Annotated in this window: 14 protein-coding genes and 1 pseudogene; 4 read left to right on the top strand and 11 right to left on the bottom strand. The window is 58.7% G+C overall.

Annotation, left to right across the window (positions count from 1 at the left end; genetic code table 11):
* Positions 1-435: 435 nt before the first annotated feature.
* Positions 436-837: a hypothetical protein gene (locus tag VFB05_RS29875; RefSeq protein WP_325019338.1), complete on the bottom strand. Its 402-nt coding sequence runs from the start codon at positions 835-837 to the stop codon at positions 436-438.
* A gap of 464 nt (positions 838-1,301) precedes the next feature.
* On the opposite strand from VFB05_RS29875, the gene VFB05_RS29870 reads away from it, so the two are divergent.
* From VFB05_RS29870 to VFB05_RS29860, 3 genes are all read left to right on the top strand, one after another.
* Positions 1,302-1,457, top strand: a complete 156-nt coding sequence (locus VFB05_RS29870) for a hypothetical protein (protein ID WP_325019336.1) — start codon at positions 1,302-1,304, stop codon at positions 1,455-1,457.
* A gap of 134 nt (positions 1,458-1,591) precedes the next feature.
* Positions 1,592-2,014 carry a hypothetical protein gene (locus tag VFB05_RS29865; RefSeq protein WP_325019334.1) on the top strand — a complete coding sequence of 141 codons (423 nt, stop codon included), beginning with the start codon at positions 1,592-1,594 and terminating at the stop codon, positions 2,012-2,014.
* 554 nt (positions 2,015-2,568) lie between these two features.
* Positions 2,569-2,847, top strand: coding sequence for a hypothetical protein (locus VFB05_RS29860; RefSeq protein ID WP_325019332.1), 279 nt, complete (start codon positions 2,569-2,571; stop codon positions 2,845-2,847).
* An 81-nt stretch (positions 2,848-2,928) separates the two neighbouring features.
* Here VFB05_RS29860 and VFB05_RS29855 read toward each other — a convergent pair whose 3' ends face one another.
* Entirely contained in the window at positions 2,929-3,324 is a 396-nt protein-coding gene (locus VFB05_RS29855; RefSeq protein ID WP_325019330.1) for a hypothetical protein, read from the bottom strand.
* A 1,572-nt stretch (positions 3,325-4,896) separates the two neighbouring features.
* Between VFB05_RS29855 and VFB05_RS29850 the strand changes: the two genes are divergently transcribed.
* Positions 4,897-5,262 carry a hypothetical protein gene (locus tag VFB05_RS29850; protein ID WP_325019328.1) on the top strand — a complete coding sequence of 122 codons (366 nt, stop codon included), beginning with the start codon at positions 4,897-4,899 and terminating at the stop codon, positions 5,260-5,262.
* 1,067 nt (positions 5,263-6,329) lie between these two features.
* Here the strand turns inward: VFB05_RS29850 and VFB05_RS29845 are convergent.
* The 9 genes and pseudogenes from VFB05_RS29845 to VFB05_RS29810 form a co-directional block, all read right to left on the bottom strand.
* Positions 6,330-6,566 (bottom strand): annotated as a pseudogene (locus VFB05_RS29845) (transposase); the annotation flags it as partial.
* Positions 6,567-6,621: 55 nt separating this feature from the next.
* Positions 6,622-7,017 (bottom strand): EthD family reductase, encoded by a 396-nt coding sequence (locus VFB05_RS29840; RefSeq protein ID WP_325019327.1) that lies wholly within the window; start codon positions 7,015-7,017, stop codon positions 6,622-6,624.
* 219 nt (positions 7,018-7,236) lie between these two features.
* On the bottom strand, positions 7,237-8,805 hold the full coding sequence (locus VFB05_RS29835) for a GMC family oxidoreductase (protein WP_325019325.1): 1,569 nt from the start codon (positions 8,803-8,805) through the stop codon (positions 7,237-7,239).
* 49 nt (positions 8,806-8,854) lie between these two features.
* A complete protein-coding gene (locus VFB05_RS29830) occupies positions 8,855-9,409 on the bottom strand; it encodes a gluconate 2-dehydrogenase subunit 3 family protein (RefSeq protein WP_325019323.1) in 555 nt (184 codons plus the stop codon).
* 46 nt (positions 9,410-9,455) lie between these two features.
* Positions 9,456-9,851: a VOC family protein gene (locus VFB05_RS29825; protein ID WP_325019321.1), complete on the bottom strand. Its 396-nt coding sequence runs from the start codon at positions 9,849-9,851 to the stop codon at positions 9,456-9,458.
* A gap of 78 nt (positions 9,852-9,929) precedes the next feature.
* A complete protein-coding gene (locus VFB05_RS29820) occupies positions 9,930-10,256 on the bottom strand; it encodes a ribbon-helix-helix domain-containing protein (protein ID WP_325019319.1) in 327 nt (108 codons plus the stop codon).
* A 157-nt stretch (positions 10,257-10,413) separates the two neighbouring features.
* Positions 10,414-10,560, bottom strand: a complete 147-nt coding sequence (locus VFB05_RS32280; protein ID WP_414643338.1) for a hypothetical protein — start codon at positions 10,558-10,560, stop codon at positions 10,414-10,416.
* Between the two features lie 451 nt (positions 10,561-11,011).
* Positions 11,012-11,509 carry a hypothetical protein gene (locus tag VFB05_RS29815; protein ID WP_325019317.1) on the bottom strand — a complete coding sequence of 166 codons (498 nt, stop codon included), beginning with the start codon at positions 11,507-11,509 and terminating at the stop codon, positions 11,012-11,014.
* A 1,515-nt stretch (positions 11,510-13,024) separates the two neighbouring features.
* Complete coding sequence (locus VFB05_RS29810; RefSeq protein ID WP_325019315.1) at positions 13,025-13,330, bottom strand: hypothetical protein; 306 nt, start codon at positions 13,328-13,330, stop codon at positions 13,025-13,027.
* Between the last annotated feature and the right edge of the window lie 64 nt (positions 13,331-13,394).

The raw sequence follows: 13,394 nt of genomic DNA, 5'->3' as shown, positions 1-13,394 counted from the left end.
GCCACAACCAGTTGCCAAAACTCGTGCTCGGTGTGACATTCAACGACGGGATCGAGGTCATCGCTAAACCGACTGACCGTCAGCCCATAACCGCCGCCGCCTGACCGGCCAGGCCGTCACCAAAATTTAGCGATAGCTCTTGCGTATGTCATTGGTCCTTGAGCAGATTATTAATGGCCATATCTTGAACGATCGTGGCGCGCTCGCGAATTGAAGGCACATCGCGAAAACGTGCTCGCACAGCTAAGAGCGCAAATCGGCGGCTATTTCGACGTAGGCAGAGCGGCAGGCGTGATGGAAGAGGAGATCGCGCAGATCGAAGCCGGACTGGCACGACTGGGCTCGGCATCTGTCGTTGACGTAGAGGTTCGGTCATAAATGCGCGGTGGCATCGGCGACTGCCGTTGTCATACCAAAAATGTGCTGTCAGCGCGCCTACCGAAATTTTCCCTTCGGCAGCCGCTCTGGATGGAAATCAGCCGGGTTATACGTTCGTTCGGGCGGCCGATCTGCCTCTGCTTTCACCGGCATCAAGGTGACATCGAATAGCATCCCCGGCACTTCCTCGACCTCGCCTGAACAGGTCGCGAAGTTGCCCGTCGCGGTGCCGACCAACTTTATCTCGACCTCGTCGACCCCAAAGACCGAGGGCTGTCCCGGCGCGTGCCTCGACGTCTTAAGCACCGCAGCAAACCGAGTGCCGTCGACTTGGTACGATCCGCTATAGCTGATGACTGTGTCGGCGCCGGAGATCATGCCATTCTGGAGCAACACCCTCCCCGTGCCCTCACCAAGCTTGGTTTTGAACCATGCCATATAGTGTCCGTCGGTCAGCATCGAGAACTCGCCTCACCCTCCTCGCTTTGCTTTCTTCCATATGAAGGAATCGGTGCAGTCTTAGCCGCCATCCCCAGGTCTGTGAGGCCGTAAGACAGGTCGGGACCGGCGCCGATGCTTTCGATCCAACCTTTGTTCAACAAGTTCTCGATTGTTCGATTGACCGGCGGGAGCGCGCGAGCATTCACCCAGCCACGGCCGCGGAGATGCTGCATCAATTGCCGCTCGTAGTGCGTTGGCAGCTTCAACATGCAAAGGACCTAATGTCGAAAAGGCGCGAATTACTATCCAACGAGCATGAGGCTATACGCTTAAAGGAGCGTAAGCATCGTGATGCGTCTTGCCCAGGAAAGGCCTCGACCTCGCCCGATTTGGTTAAGCGGTCGTTAAACATGTGATAGCACGCTCCCCTCACTGGAGTGCAGCGCTGCCGAATCCGCCCCCAGCCTTAGGTAGCGCAGCCGATGGCCGGCGGCGTGATGCCCGCCGGCCATTTTCTCGCCTCCGCCGCCGCAAAGAACCCTGTTAAAATGTTCGAGGTTTCCGCAATCGAAGAAGAATATCTTTTTGCTTTAAATACCGAGATTGCGACGGTGATTTCCAATGAACCAATTGGTTGATCACGGGCTTCCGCTCGTTCAGCTTAAAGAGCAAAGGCGGGACTTGATTGTCTCCTTGCAGAGGGCAAACAGCCCGATCAGCGGCTGGCAACTGATGCAGATTACCGCCTGATCGTCGTCCGTGAGGACAACCGGTGCGCCTGATCACGCGTAAAGGCAACGACTGCACCGGACGCTATCCGTGGATCGTAGAGAGCGCGCTGAAAAGCAGGCAGAAGCGTTTCGTGGTCGACCGCGAGGCCGTCGTGCTGTGCGCCGACGGCATCCCCGATTTCAATGCCCTGCACTCCCGAAAGCGCGACGCCGAGGTGCAGCTCTATGCCTTCGACTGCCTGGCAGTCGCTGGCGAGGATACCCGGCATCTGCCGCTCTCGATGCGCAAGACCAACCTTGAACAACTTGTCGCCCCCTCATTGGACGGCATCTCTGTCGCACCTTTCGATCAGGGAGAGATTGGTCCCGATCTATTCCGGCCGCCTGCGACATGGGGCTTGAGGGCTTGGTCTCGAAGCGAGCCGATCGGCCCCATCGTGCCGGACGCTCGCCGGAATGGGTGAAAGTCAAAAACCGGAAGCATCCTGCAGTGGGTCGGGAGCTGTAGTCGAGAGCTCTCGCCGGCGGCCTTTCGCGATCCAGAACGCCGTTCTCGGCGGCGCGTCGATCCGCCTTTGGTGCATCGTTAAGCCGCCCGTGGTCGCGTCGGTTCCAGATTTAACCGACATCCCGCCCATCAATCTTAACAGCAGAGTTCGGTTGCAACGTGTCGTCGCGTGCCTAAAGGATGAGCCGCCGAAAATTGCCTTTCGTCGTGGCTCCTGGAGGAGCTGCCGCACGAAGTATACTACGAGCGGCGGCTCCTTTCTTCCGAAGTAAAAGGTTGAATATGCACTCGAGCGCGTTCCGCGTTGCCGATGATGATCTTGATGACAGCTCGCGGCCCGCATGGGCTCAGGTCTGGCACGTCCGACGGATCATCATACCGAGGCGCGCGATAGACGGCCAGCTCGTCTGGGGCATTGTCTGGCGCCGACATGACGGCCGACAGTGGATTTACAAACCCCTCACGGGCTTCGATGAGCACTGAGCTTTGAAAAGGCGAAACGAGCCGCCGATGTCCGCTACCTCCGCGATTATTGACAACGACGAATGGGACGGCGTTGATCGACGGCGAGCTGAACGCAAGCTCGTCCGACAGACGGTGCTGCTTTCACTACCGGGTCAGATCACCCATCAGCCGTGCGCCCTTCGCGATCTAACCGCTCTTGGAGCGGGCCTGAACCTGGAGGGCTTTTACATTGCTGCCGACGGAATTCATGCTGTCATTCGACAGGTTTCGAACATCGTTTTCTTGCCGTTTGGTCTGGCGCAAAGGCGATCGGGGCGGTATTGAATTCGGCTGATGAAGAACCGATCCCTTCCTGGCCGATAGGCGCTGGAGTTGCTTCCGGGGTATTTTTCTCTATGCAAGTTATCAGAAAGCGCTTCTGTGATTTGCGCGCGTGAATGGACCGATGGCTAAAAAGCGAATTTCAAGTGTTGATTGTGCTGGCTCATTCGTGAGCAAATGATCGAAGGGGGCGCTTCTATGGACAATGTCACGTTCGCGGTGGTCCCTGATCCGAAAGAAGGCTGGCGCGTTGCTCTCGGCGAGCGCAGTCGGAAAGGCATGACCCCTCAGAGGGCGCAGCAGCTCGCAGCAATACAGAAGAGATTGCGGAAAACCCACACGCTCCTCCAGTAACCGGGGCGCCGGCATGGCGCCGTGCTGCTGCGCCTTAAAGCCAATTCGCTCGCTCCGCCCCCGGAACGCCTTTTCAAGCTTATGCACGACGAATAAGGCGTCTCGTCGGATCGCCTGATCGATCAAGAGCCGCTTCCAGCCGGAGTTCCACGTTTAACCTCTCAGGCGGCCATCAAGCTTAACTTCAGGCTCGCGTTGTCTACGCCACGAACCGCAGTAAGGTTGCACCCGGTCATGCGGGCTTTTACGCCCCCGACATTAGCGCCCGCAGGATTAGGGGACGTCGCCGCCCCGCGACGTCCCCGCCGAACTTGTCGGATCGCAGTATGCAGCGGCGAAGCATCGCATTGAGAATGATGGGAGCGGCCGCATGGGCGTTCATGCTCCTGGGCGCGCTTCTCTACTTACTTCGCTGGAAGAAGGACGCTAAACGGCGGCGCCGGAGCGAATGATCGGCGGCTATTCACCTCAATACGCCTTCGAAATCAACGAACCCGAAGCTCTCGCCCAGCGTATCCGGGACAATAGTCGTCCAACCGGCACCGTTACGGCTGCTAACGACGGCGCCAGAAGCATCGTACCGCGTGGACGACAACAAACGCATCTGAGCGCGCCGCAGTTTAGCTCGTGCTAGTTTACCGAGTACGGCCCATCATCGGCGCGGGCTTGCTTGATCCAGAAGCTGACCGCTTGTCGCTGGTCGTCACTGAACGTCTTCATGTCGAGGTAAGCCTCAGCATTCGGGAGCGGGCTCGTTTTACGCCAACGTTCTATGCTGTCAGGCGAGTTTGGGTCAAAGGATCGCTAAGCGATCATCGCTCAATGGAAAGCGGTGGTGAGCGCAGCCACCGCGACGGCGAAAACTGGGAGAACTAACACCGAGCCTCCACGTCAGCTTCTTCTTGGAGGGGATCCACGCACGGAAGCGTTGGAGCAGCACGAGGGGCTCTCGAAGATAAATGCTGTGAACGAACTGGAGAGCATCGGGGACCATTCCAGCGGGCGGTTAGAGCAACAACCCAGGCCGCGGCAGGGCCAGCGAAGACCCAGATGGCAAGTGCAATGCCTGCACATGCACCAACTCCGATGCAGATCAATCGAGGAGTACGGTTCGGCTCATCTCAACGCGCCCGTTGTGCGCCCTTGCCGACCTTGATTGATCGAAGCGGTTAATCCCAATGCGGTATAGCGTCGATTGCGAAGTGGCTCGCAAACCGCCGATGATCGCGAGTATTGGATGCGAAGGAAACAGGCTCGTCCCACCAACGACGGCGTGTGTCCACAAGATCACTGGCGAAGCCCCTCGATTGGTTCTGAGTTGCCGACCAGGATAACTCATCCGGTCGCGCCCTCGCCCAGGAAAGGCCTCGACCTCGCCCGATTTGGTTAAGCAGTCGTTAATCATGTGATAGCACGCTCTCCTCAATGAAGTGCAGCGGAACCGGACGGCCGCCCCCGAGCCGGCAGCTGCAAGAGAAGGTCGGCGGTGTGACGCCCGCCGACCTTTTTCCGCATTCCGCGCCCAGCCGAGCCGTAAGCAGCTCCTTAAAATGCTTGCGGCTTTGGACACGGAACAAGCAGGACTTTTTGATTTGAATGCCGAAATTGCGGCAAGGCTTTTAAGATGAACCAGTTGGTCGCCCACCAAGTCGTTGAGCACACCTTCGTCTGCTTTCGCGCACTCTGAAGGTCGGCTCCATGCCTCGCTTTCTTATCAGGGCAGGAAGTGCCGGCGACTGGATGGTCTGGGATCGCGCTGCGCGAGGGCCCGCGACCCTTAACAATCGAAAGCTCAGCAAGCTATCGAGGCAAGCCGCGCAGGCCGCTCTGGGAAAGCTCCTGTCTTCCGAAGATCGCGCCAACGAGCCGGCCGTCCAGGCCGGACGCTGGCAGGTCCTCTATGCCGACCGAGTGGTCGATTGCCGCGACGTCGGCGAAGCGCAGATCCTGGCGCGAACGCTCGTGAAGAAGGGCCTGAAGGTTTCAGCGCGATTGATCAACGGACCGATGATAGTGTGGACGGTGGAGGATCGGGATCAGATGCGAGCATGGCTATCGAAGTAAGAACCCATTTGGCGCGCGAGATGAGTGTCAAAGGCCCGCCGCCGACTCGGCCCTGAGGTGATGTGTAGGACGATCTGCGCGCGGGCAACTTGGGGCCGTCTGCTTCAGCATTTAACACACGTTGGTCGCTCGCCTGGCGGAGCCGGCTATGTTGCCAATCGGCGAGAACGCGCCTTTAGAGCTTGGAAATACGCCAACGCAGGAAGCCGCATGCCGACACAGCTGCCGGATGGTCGATCCCTGTGCTTCTGCCGCGCCGAGATCAACATCAGAGGCGCGGTGCAGCACATCTACGCCGCGCATATGGAGACCGCATGAATTCGTCCAGCCGCGCCCGTTTGCCGACCGAGAAGCCGCGGCGCGCAAGCTGCTGGAGCTCGCCAACGCATTCGAGCCCATCCAGGACGGCAGGATCTAGACTTGAGCTACACAAGAGCGGCACCTGTGTCCGCTTCACCGAGGCCGGCGCGGCGCTGTTTGCCTGACGAAAAAGGTCCCCGTCGCGGTTGTGGGAACGCGAACGGGGCCAGTAGCGAGTACTCTGGCACCCTACATTCGCCAGAGCTGACCCATGCCTAACGCGGGAGCACGGCGCGGGTCTGTTCACAATTGAACTTGAGGCAGAACCCTTCGGTAACAACGCACCTGTTGCCCAACAATTCAGCTTGCCGACAATCCGAAACGGCGTTTCGATGCAGCGCGCGGTGCTGTTAGGCGTGATCACTGCGTCTCGATTCCCCGATCACGTCCCGATCCGCGCAGGCCCCGTCGGATCGTCGCAACCCCGGCGGGGGTTTGTCTGCACCGGATTCGCAACTGGGGGCCGAGCGCGCAGGAGGACGAGTTCCTACCTGTAGATTCGCAGTCCGCCGCTCGAGCGCACCTCATTCAGGCCGACCACCAACGCGCGCCCTGGTTGAGCATTGGCGCGTCCTTGTCCTCGCCATCTGGCTCTCGGTAAAGGGCCGGTTTCGGTCCTTCCTCCACCGCGTCCGCAGAGATGTCGGGTCGATTGAATAATAGATCGGGTCGAATGAATAATAAGAAGAAGCATGGCTATTCGGTTTTCACCCATCGCCGCGACATGCAGGGTGGCGCCATTCACCCGAATAAAGCGCTTCGTAAGTGGGCGCGGCAGCTTCGCCAGCGATGCCGAGCGGAGAGCGGAAGGCGTTGAACGGATAGAAACGTCGATTAAATCGGAAGGGAAACTCGTTGAGGTAGGCTTGCAGGTGCGGCGAGCTAACGCCGTGATGGGTGCCGATCAGCCAGGTCTTCAAGTTGGTGAACACCAGATTCAGTAATGCGACTTTGTCGGCGCGCACACCGGAAATCGTCACAATCGCTCATGACCATTCTCTAGAGCAAAACTTCGCTGACCTGAACAACCGGAGTGATATTGGTGAACTTTGGGATGTCGCCCATGATTTCATCAGCGTGAGGTGTGTAGGCAGCCTCAAGGGCCTCGATGGACTCGCCCAGAACGTGGCCGATCGCGATGTACGTCGCTGGAGCACGGGGATCTTCCCCAGCAAGACCCTTATCGATACCACAAGATTTGCAAGCGTCCCCCAATCGAGCCTTCACCAGCGGCATATGCTTGTTCTGGTAATAGTCAAAATCGAAGCGGGCCGCAGGGGTATTTGGATACATAACACTTACTTTTATCATGGCTCTTGCCCGGCTCCTTGCAAACAAGGCAGCAGTCTGCACCAGTATTCTGAATCCGGCAAATCCCGCCAACTGTGCGGACATCCGGTTCGTCGGCAAGTTGGATCAAGGTCCCATGCCGCCGCTATTAAATCCTGAGGTCGCCGATCTCGCACCGAATGACTCGACAATGGCTATTGGACTCACCGCAATTCTGAGTGTCACCAGCATGATCCTAAAACGCGCGGGAGGATAGTCACGGAGCGCGTGCGCCCAGGCATTGCAGTTACCCAACTCTTCTGGAAACCTAGACTGGGGCTTAGGTTAGATCGCCTTCATCTTCATCTGATCGGCAATGTATTCTGCCTGCCGGATAGCCAACGTGACGATTGTCAGCGTCGGGTTTTCGGCGCCCCCCGACGTAAACTGGCTTCCATCAGACACAAACAGATTTTTGATGTCGTGCGTCTGACCCCACTTGTTGACAACGCCATCGCGGGGATTGGCGCTCATCCGGTTGGTGCCGAGATTGTGCGTGGACGGATAAGGAGGGGTTGGGAAAGTCCGCGTCGCACCGACTGCATCATAGATCGCCGCGCCCTGTTTGTAGGCGTGACTGCGCATCGCGATGTCATTCGGATGATCATCAAAATGCACATCTGCGACAGGCAGGCCATATTGGTCCTTGACGTTGCTGAGTGTGATCCGGTTGGTCTCTTGCGGCATGTCCTCGCCGACGAGCCACATCCCCGCCATGTTGCTATAAAGGTCTATCGCGCTTGTAAACTCGCGGCCCCAAGCACCCGGATTGAGGAAGGCCACTATGAACGGCAGGCCGAGTGACAGCGTTTCCATCTCGTAGCCGCCTACGAAACCGCGGCCAGGATCGTGCCGCCCCTCATCGCGAATGATTCCAGCCATCGTCGTTCCGCGGTACATATGCACCGGCTTGTCGAAGATTGCGTAGACCGAGCCCGTCATATGCCGCATGTAGTTGCGGCCGACCTGGCCGGAGGAATTGGCGAGGCCGTCAGGGAATTTCGAGGAGGCGGAATTCAGCAACAGGCGAGGGCTTTCGATTGAATTGCCAGCGATCGCCACAACGCGGGCCTTTTGCCGTTGCTCCCTACCGTCCTTATCGAAATAGATGACGCCTGTCACCTTGCCGCTCGCATCATGCTCGATGCGCGCGACCTGGGATTGCGGACGCACCTCCATCTTGCCGGTGGCCTCGCCCTTCGGGATTTCGGTGTAGAGGGTCGACCATTTGGCGCCCCATTTGCAGCCCTGGAAGCAGAACCCCGTCTGCTGGCATGAATTGCGGTTGTCGCGCTCGACCGAATTGATTGCCATATTTCCGGTATGGCACTCCTTGTAGCCGAGCTTATCCGCGCCGGCTTTCATGATCTTAAAGTTGTTATTACCCGGAAGACCCGGCCGGCCTCCGGTACGCGTCACACCCATCTTTTCCTCGGCGCGCGCGTAGTATGGTTCAAGCTCGGCGAGCGTGACGGGCCAGTCGAGCAGGTTGGCGCCTGGAATCCGACCATATACCGTCGCCGTCTTAAATTCGTGATCCTGGAATCGAAGCGATGCGCCGGCCCAGTGGGTGGTCGAACCGCCGACCGCCTTGACGATCCACGCCGGCAGCGTCGGGAAATCCTTCGATACGCGCCAACTTCCCGAGGTCGTGCGCGGATCCTTCCACGCCAACTGGGTGAAGCTCGCCCACTCATCGTTGACGAAATCGTCGTATTCATGCCGTTCTCCGGCCTCGAGCACGACGACGTTGATGCCTTTTTGCGCAAGCTCGTTGCCCAGCGTTCCACCACCCGCCCCGGAGCCGATGATCACGACGACGCTGTCATCGTTTTGGTTGAATGTTGTGGCCATATCGAATCTTCCTCTTCAGGTTCTCTTGCACCAGCGGCCTTGAGGCCGCTCAGATCCAATCGACATCGTCAAAGCCACGCTTTATGTACCCCCCCTTCGAGTAGGATTCGCCTTCGTAGCCGAAAATCGGCCACACCTCCTGCTGGTTATAGAGCGATACGAGGAGCCCCGACCGGATGGTCTCAAAGAACGGGGAAGTGCCGACGGCGCGGAGCAGAGCAACGCGCTCGGACTCCCAACCGAGGCCGGCATAGCCGCCTTTGCCAGCAGCAGCATCCAGGCCCGCGATGAATGATTCAATCTGCGCCTTCGTTGCGGGGTCGCTCGCCGCCTTCTCGTCGTAGGATTTCATGGCGATGGCATAATATCGATCGGGGACCTTGTCGTGCGGATAGATATCCCGTGCAACAAGGATCAGCGTCTTCATCGTTTGTGGCTGCAGAGCCTTGACGTCAAGCGCCCATGCCTCGGCGGCGTTGAGAACTGCGCCACCGGCCGTGATCGTTACTGCAGCCGCAAAGCTGATTTCAGATGACCGGCGCAAGAACGTGCGACGACTGACTGCTCTTTCCTGGTTCGCGTGCCGCCCGTGATCACTGCTCATATCCTCTCCTCCCGTTCCGTTCTTTGTCACGCTGTTTGGCGCCAATTCATTTGTAGCGGCCGCGGCGCTCCAAAACCTCGATGCTATAGCCGTCGGGATCGTGAACGAAGAAAAACCGAGCAAACAGCTCGCCGTCCCGGTTGAATTTGACAATGTCCCGCGGCGACAGGCCCGCCCCGCGAAAGCGCTCGTGCTCGCGATCAAGATCATCAACCGTAAACGCCACATGTCCGTAGCCGTCGCCCGGCTGATAGGCAGCGGTGCGGCCCTTGTTGATGGTCAGCTCGACCTCGAACGGACTCTCTTCGTTCGACAAGTAGACTAGCGTGAAGCCGGGAAAGTCGAGTCGCTCCGTGACCTTCAGACCGAACGCCTTGTCATAGAATGAAACTGACCGCGCCTCGTCCAGCACGCGAACCATAGTGTGAATGACCTTGGCCATGTTTTCGACCGAATTCGTTCCGCGCCGTAATTCCACCAGCCTCAGGAAGCTAAGTCGTTGAAAAGGAGTTTGGTGTTATCAGCCTACTACGTGGCGCCCGGGATCGGGGCGGCTGGCTCGGAGGTTGGGTGCGCGCAATTCAGTCGCCCGCTTCTCTAGGGCGACAAGACAGATGCACCGCAAGTGCGAAGTAAAATTTGGAACGGGTCCCCACATCAGCAGAACTTCGCGGTGCAACGTAGAGATAAAAACGGGTACGGACATGCCTTCCAAGGCTGCGATCTGTTCGAGGATGTTCCAGAAAATCCTTTCGAGCCTGATACTCGTACTCTGACCGTTGAGCCGAATTGAGCGAGTTTCATAGACGTAGCTGTCTGGATTTTGGCTTGCAAATAGATGGCACATGCCTTCCTCCCGCTCGCGCTCGTTATGCTTATGCGCGGCAAGTTTGAGTGCTTTTACGCTACAGTGCAAGGCACATACGCTCCCGCGGCACAGGGTCGTCGTCGGATTTTCGCCCACAGGATCACTCGCCGGAACGTACGCAATACATCAGCTGGACTTACCAGTCACCGACCGGTCCCGCCCGCGGACCGACCGGTCTGCCCGTGCGCGACGGCGGCTCAGCTCGGCGCGCCCATGATGTACGGCCCAGCAGCGCGTACATCATGCCCTGCACAGGCGTGGGCACATTGAGCTTTTTCCCCAATTCAACGACTTTGCCGCCGCGCCAAGGCAGCTCAAGCCGATTACCGGCTCGAGGTCGAGGGCCATTGATGCCTTCATGGCCGGCGGCACATGAGCGGTGAACGCAAGGTCTTTTCGAGGGCGTCGGGAGCCATTGCGATCCCGCCCGCGCGCAATCCTCCCAAAGCTTGCCTCGGTGTTAGACCCCGAGATCAGGCTTTGATGCGATCCTGAGCGGCCAGATCCTCAGCGAGCTCGGTATCGGCCACAGCGTGCGCCAACGGCAGCATGCTATCGGATGCGAGTGCGAACGTGACAAGTCTTGTCACGGAACAACACATGCCTAGATGAATGCGCCGACAGGCGGCGTAAGTTCCGCAGTCGAGCTCTTGGGGATGATCGTTCCTTTGGGCCGCAAGGCCTCTCCTGCCTGCAAGGCCCCGGTGCTTCGCTCCCATTGACCCGGCGACCGCTTAGCGGCTCTTGTCGGCTCTCTCCGTCAATATTTGGAGCAGCAACGCTGCGCTCGCGCCAATCAACGCGACAACAAAGAGCTTTGCAGACAGCGGACTATTGAGGAAGCGAGCCACGCTCCGGTCCAGATCGACGAACCCGGTCGGAGGAAGTGGCGCGCCGATCTGAAAATTTGACCAGTTTGGCCAATCACTGAAGTAGAGCCAGAAAAGGCATTCGCTGCCGAGGGACACAGCGGCACCCATCAGTCCCACAAGCATGAGCATGCCCGCGACTGACGAAAGCGCTTGGAAGAACCTGGCAGCCGGCGACTTGGGTATCCTCATGACCGCCAACAAAATGCCCGCCCAACGGGACTGTAGGTTACCGACTTCAGCGGAGCAAGGCGAGCGGGCGCGACTTATGCGGCCGGTTTCAGCCGCTTGGCCGTCTTCGCGATGATAGCCCTGCTGCAGCGGCGGCCTGTATAGAGCTCCAGGCTTGCCCGGCGGCGTCATTGCGCTCTGCGTCCTCTATGCGGCCCTTGTACCGGCCTTCAGCCCTCTTTGGCCAGGCCCTGCGCTGGCCGGCGGCGCCGATCGTCGTAGTCCTTCGGACCACGGCCGCGATTATGCCGATCAACATGTAGTTGATCGCCTCACAGCTCCTGCTCGCTCAGCACGAGCGGCACGCAGCGCTCGAACGCCTGGAGCGTATGAGTTGCCACATACCTCTGACATATCCCGACGACCGAAAATGAGGGCCAAGCAACGCCGATCCAAGTTGGAGCCCGGCGTCTGCTGGCGCGCGCCCCACGTCACTGCAATCCCATGGCCATGGCATATCGCTGCGCGCGTCCAATCACGATTTTCCGCGCAAAACCAAACGCTTAGATGATCCCACTATGACAGCAGAGACAGCCGGAAGCAGGTATCGGCGCGAAGCCGAGGAGTGTCGGAGCAACGCTGAGCGCGCGTTGAAGCCAATCGATCGCGAGACTTGGCTTTGGCTCGTCAGCGATTGGGAGACACTTGCCGAGATGGCGCGCCCGGCCAATCTGCGCCGGAAGTGGACGTAAATCGGCGTGCGTTCCAGCTTGGTCATTGGGGCTGGTAGTCCGCGATTCAGGTGCCTGAAGCTCAGCTGGACCATGCTCGGCCGAAACCAAAATAATCTTTTGGGTCAACCAAACCTTAACTGGCGGCGACTAGGTTACACATTGGGCGTCGAGGGGCACGGGCTGGCTTATTGAGCCGGCCGTCAGCGTAGGCGTGTAAAATGGCCCTAGACCCCGAAGAGCTGGTTACCCTCACCGACCACGGCACAATGAAATTGCGCTCCGCAGTGGCGAGAGCGATGATCTTACCACCCAATGAGCGCAAGCGGGCGACAATCGTCCGAAAGGGCAAGCGAGCCACCCTCAAGTTCGAACGGATCAGGGATCTCGCGGCCGAGTGGGCGAAAGAGCTTGTACCCGTCGAATAGACTCGCCACCGCGACGAACGTCGCCCCGCGATTTTCTTTTTCCCGCGAACTGCTGGCGAAAAATTGCTGCCGCCGCGTCCTCCAAAGCCGCGGCACTAATTAGACGTCTTTTCGAATTGAGCCTTCAAAGAAATGGTTCGATGCAGATTGGGCCGGCCGACAACAACTTCGATCCCGCTATTTGGGCGCTCGCAGCGGCTCTGAGCGGAGCAATTTTTTACCTCGCTCTGTTCGGCTAAACCGTTGCGACTATGGGGCCCGCCAAGCGCCGATCGATTCCAGCGGCATTCGAAAGACAGGACGCTGCTTAATCGAGCAACGCGGCGCCTTTACGAGTACACACCCCGTGTGTGCGAGTTTGAGGCAGGAATCGATTATAACCAGTTGATGCCTGGCCGATTAATAAAGCGCCCGAATTCCAGGAGACCACAATTGGCTAAAGCGACCAAGAAGGCACCCGCACGCAAACCTTATACTGCCGCTGATGTTAAGCTGCTGACGGAAGAAGGCGGCGAAGAAGTACAAGCCGATCAGTTGAGATCGTTCGGCTACCTCGATCGTTCCTCGTTGAGCAGCACCTTAATCGCCTGTCGCAGCCATTCGTCCACCTGATCATGCGGACGTCCCTTCTTGTCGGCGATTTCAAGAAAATCACGCCTCAGCCCGACAATACGAGCCCGGACCATTTGCGCAGCTGCCACGATCTCTTCCGATAACCCACCAAGCTCCGGTGACCCGCAGCGCTGTAGAACCGTGGCGAAAATCTCCTCGACCTCACGGCCGGTGCTCTCGCTGAGCGCGGCGATTTCAATCGCAAGTTCTCGCGCCGCAAGGTATTCATCGAGCAGGATCATGGTTGAAGTCTCCCAACTCCAACCCCACACCCTGTCAATGATGCGCTCGATCGGCGCACGCCGC

The sequence above is a fragment of the Bradyrhizobium sp. genome (assembly GCF_035652035.1).
Classification (GTDB): domain Bacteria; phylum Pseudomonadota; class Alphaproteobacteria; order Rhizobiales; family Xanthobacteraceae; genus Bradyrhizobium.
Note: the sequence above shows the minus strand (reverse complement) of the source record. Positions and strands in the feature narration are given on the sequence as shown.

Bases quoted from the DNA above. Each gene is read 5' to 3' on its own strand.
- VFB05_RS29875 (WP_325019338.1), bottom strand. From the start codon at position 837: ATGCTGACCGACGGACACTATATGGCATGGTTCAAAACCAAGCTTGGT.
- VFB05_RS29870 (WP_325019336.1), top strand. From the start codon at position 1,302: ATGGCCGGCGGCGTGATGCCCGCCGGCCATTTTCTCGCCTCCGCCGCC.
- VFB05_RS29860 (WP_325019332.1), top strand. From the start codon at position 2,569: ATGTCCGCTACCTCCGCGATTATTGACAACGACGAATGGGACGGCGTT.
- VFB05_RS29850 (WP_325019328.1), top strand. From the start codon at position 4,897: ATGCCTCGCTTTCTTATCAGGGCAGGAAGTGCCGGCGACTGGATGGTC.
- VFB05_RS29840 (WP_325019327.1), bottom strand. From the start codon at position 7,017: ATGTCCGCACAGTTGGCGGGATTTGCCGGATTCAGAATACTGGTGCAG.
- VFB05_RS29835 (WP_325019325.1), bottom strand. From the start codon at position 8,805: ATGGCCACAACATTCAACCAAAACGATGACAGCGTCGTCGTGATCATC.
- VFB05_RS29830 (WP_325019323.1), bottom strand. From the start codon at position 9,409: ATGAGCAGTGATCACGGGCGGCACGCGAACCAGGAAAGAGCAGTCAGT.
- VFB05_RS29825 (WP_325019321.1), bottom strand. From the start codon at position 9,851: ATGGCCAAGGTCATTCACACTATGGTTCGCGTGCTGGACGAGGCGCGG.
- VFB05_RS29820 (WP_325019319.1), bottom strand. From the start codon at position 10,256: ATGTGCCATCTATTTGCAAGCCAAAATCCAGACAGCTACGTCTATGAA.
- VFB05_RS29815 (WP_325019317.1), bottom strand. From the start codon at position 11,509: ATGACGCCGCCGGGCAAGCCTGGAGCTCTATACAGGCCGCCGCTGCAG.
- VFB05_RS29810 (WP_325019315.1), bottom strand. From the start codon at position 13,330: ATGATCCTGCTCGATGAATACCTTGCGGCGCGAGAACTTGCGATTGAA.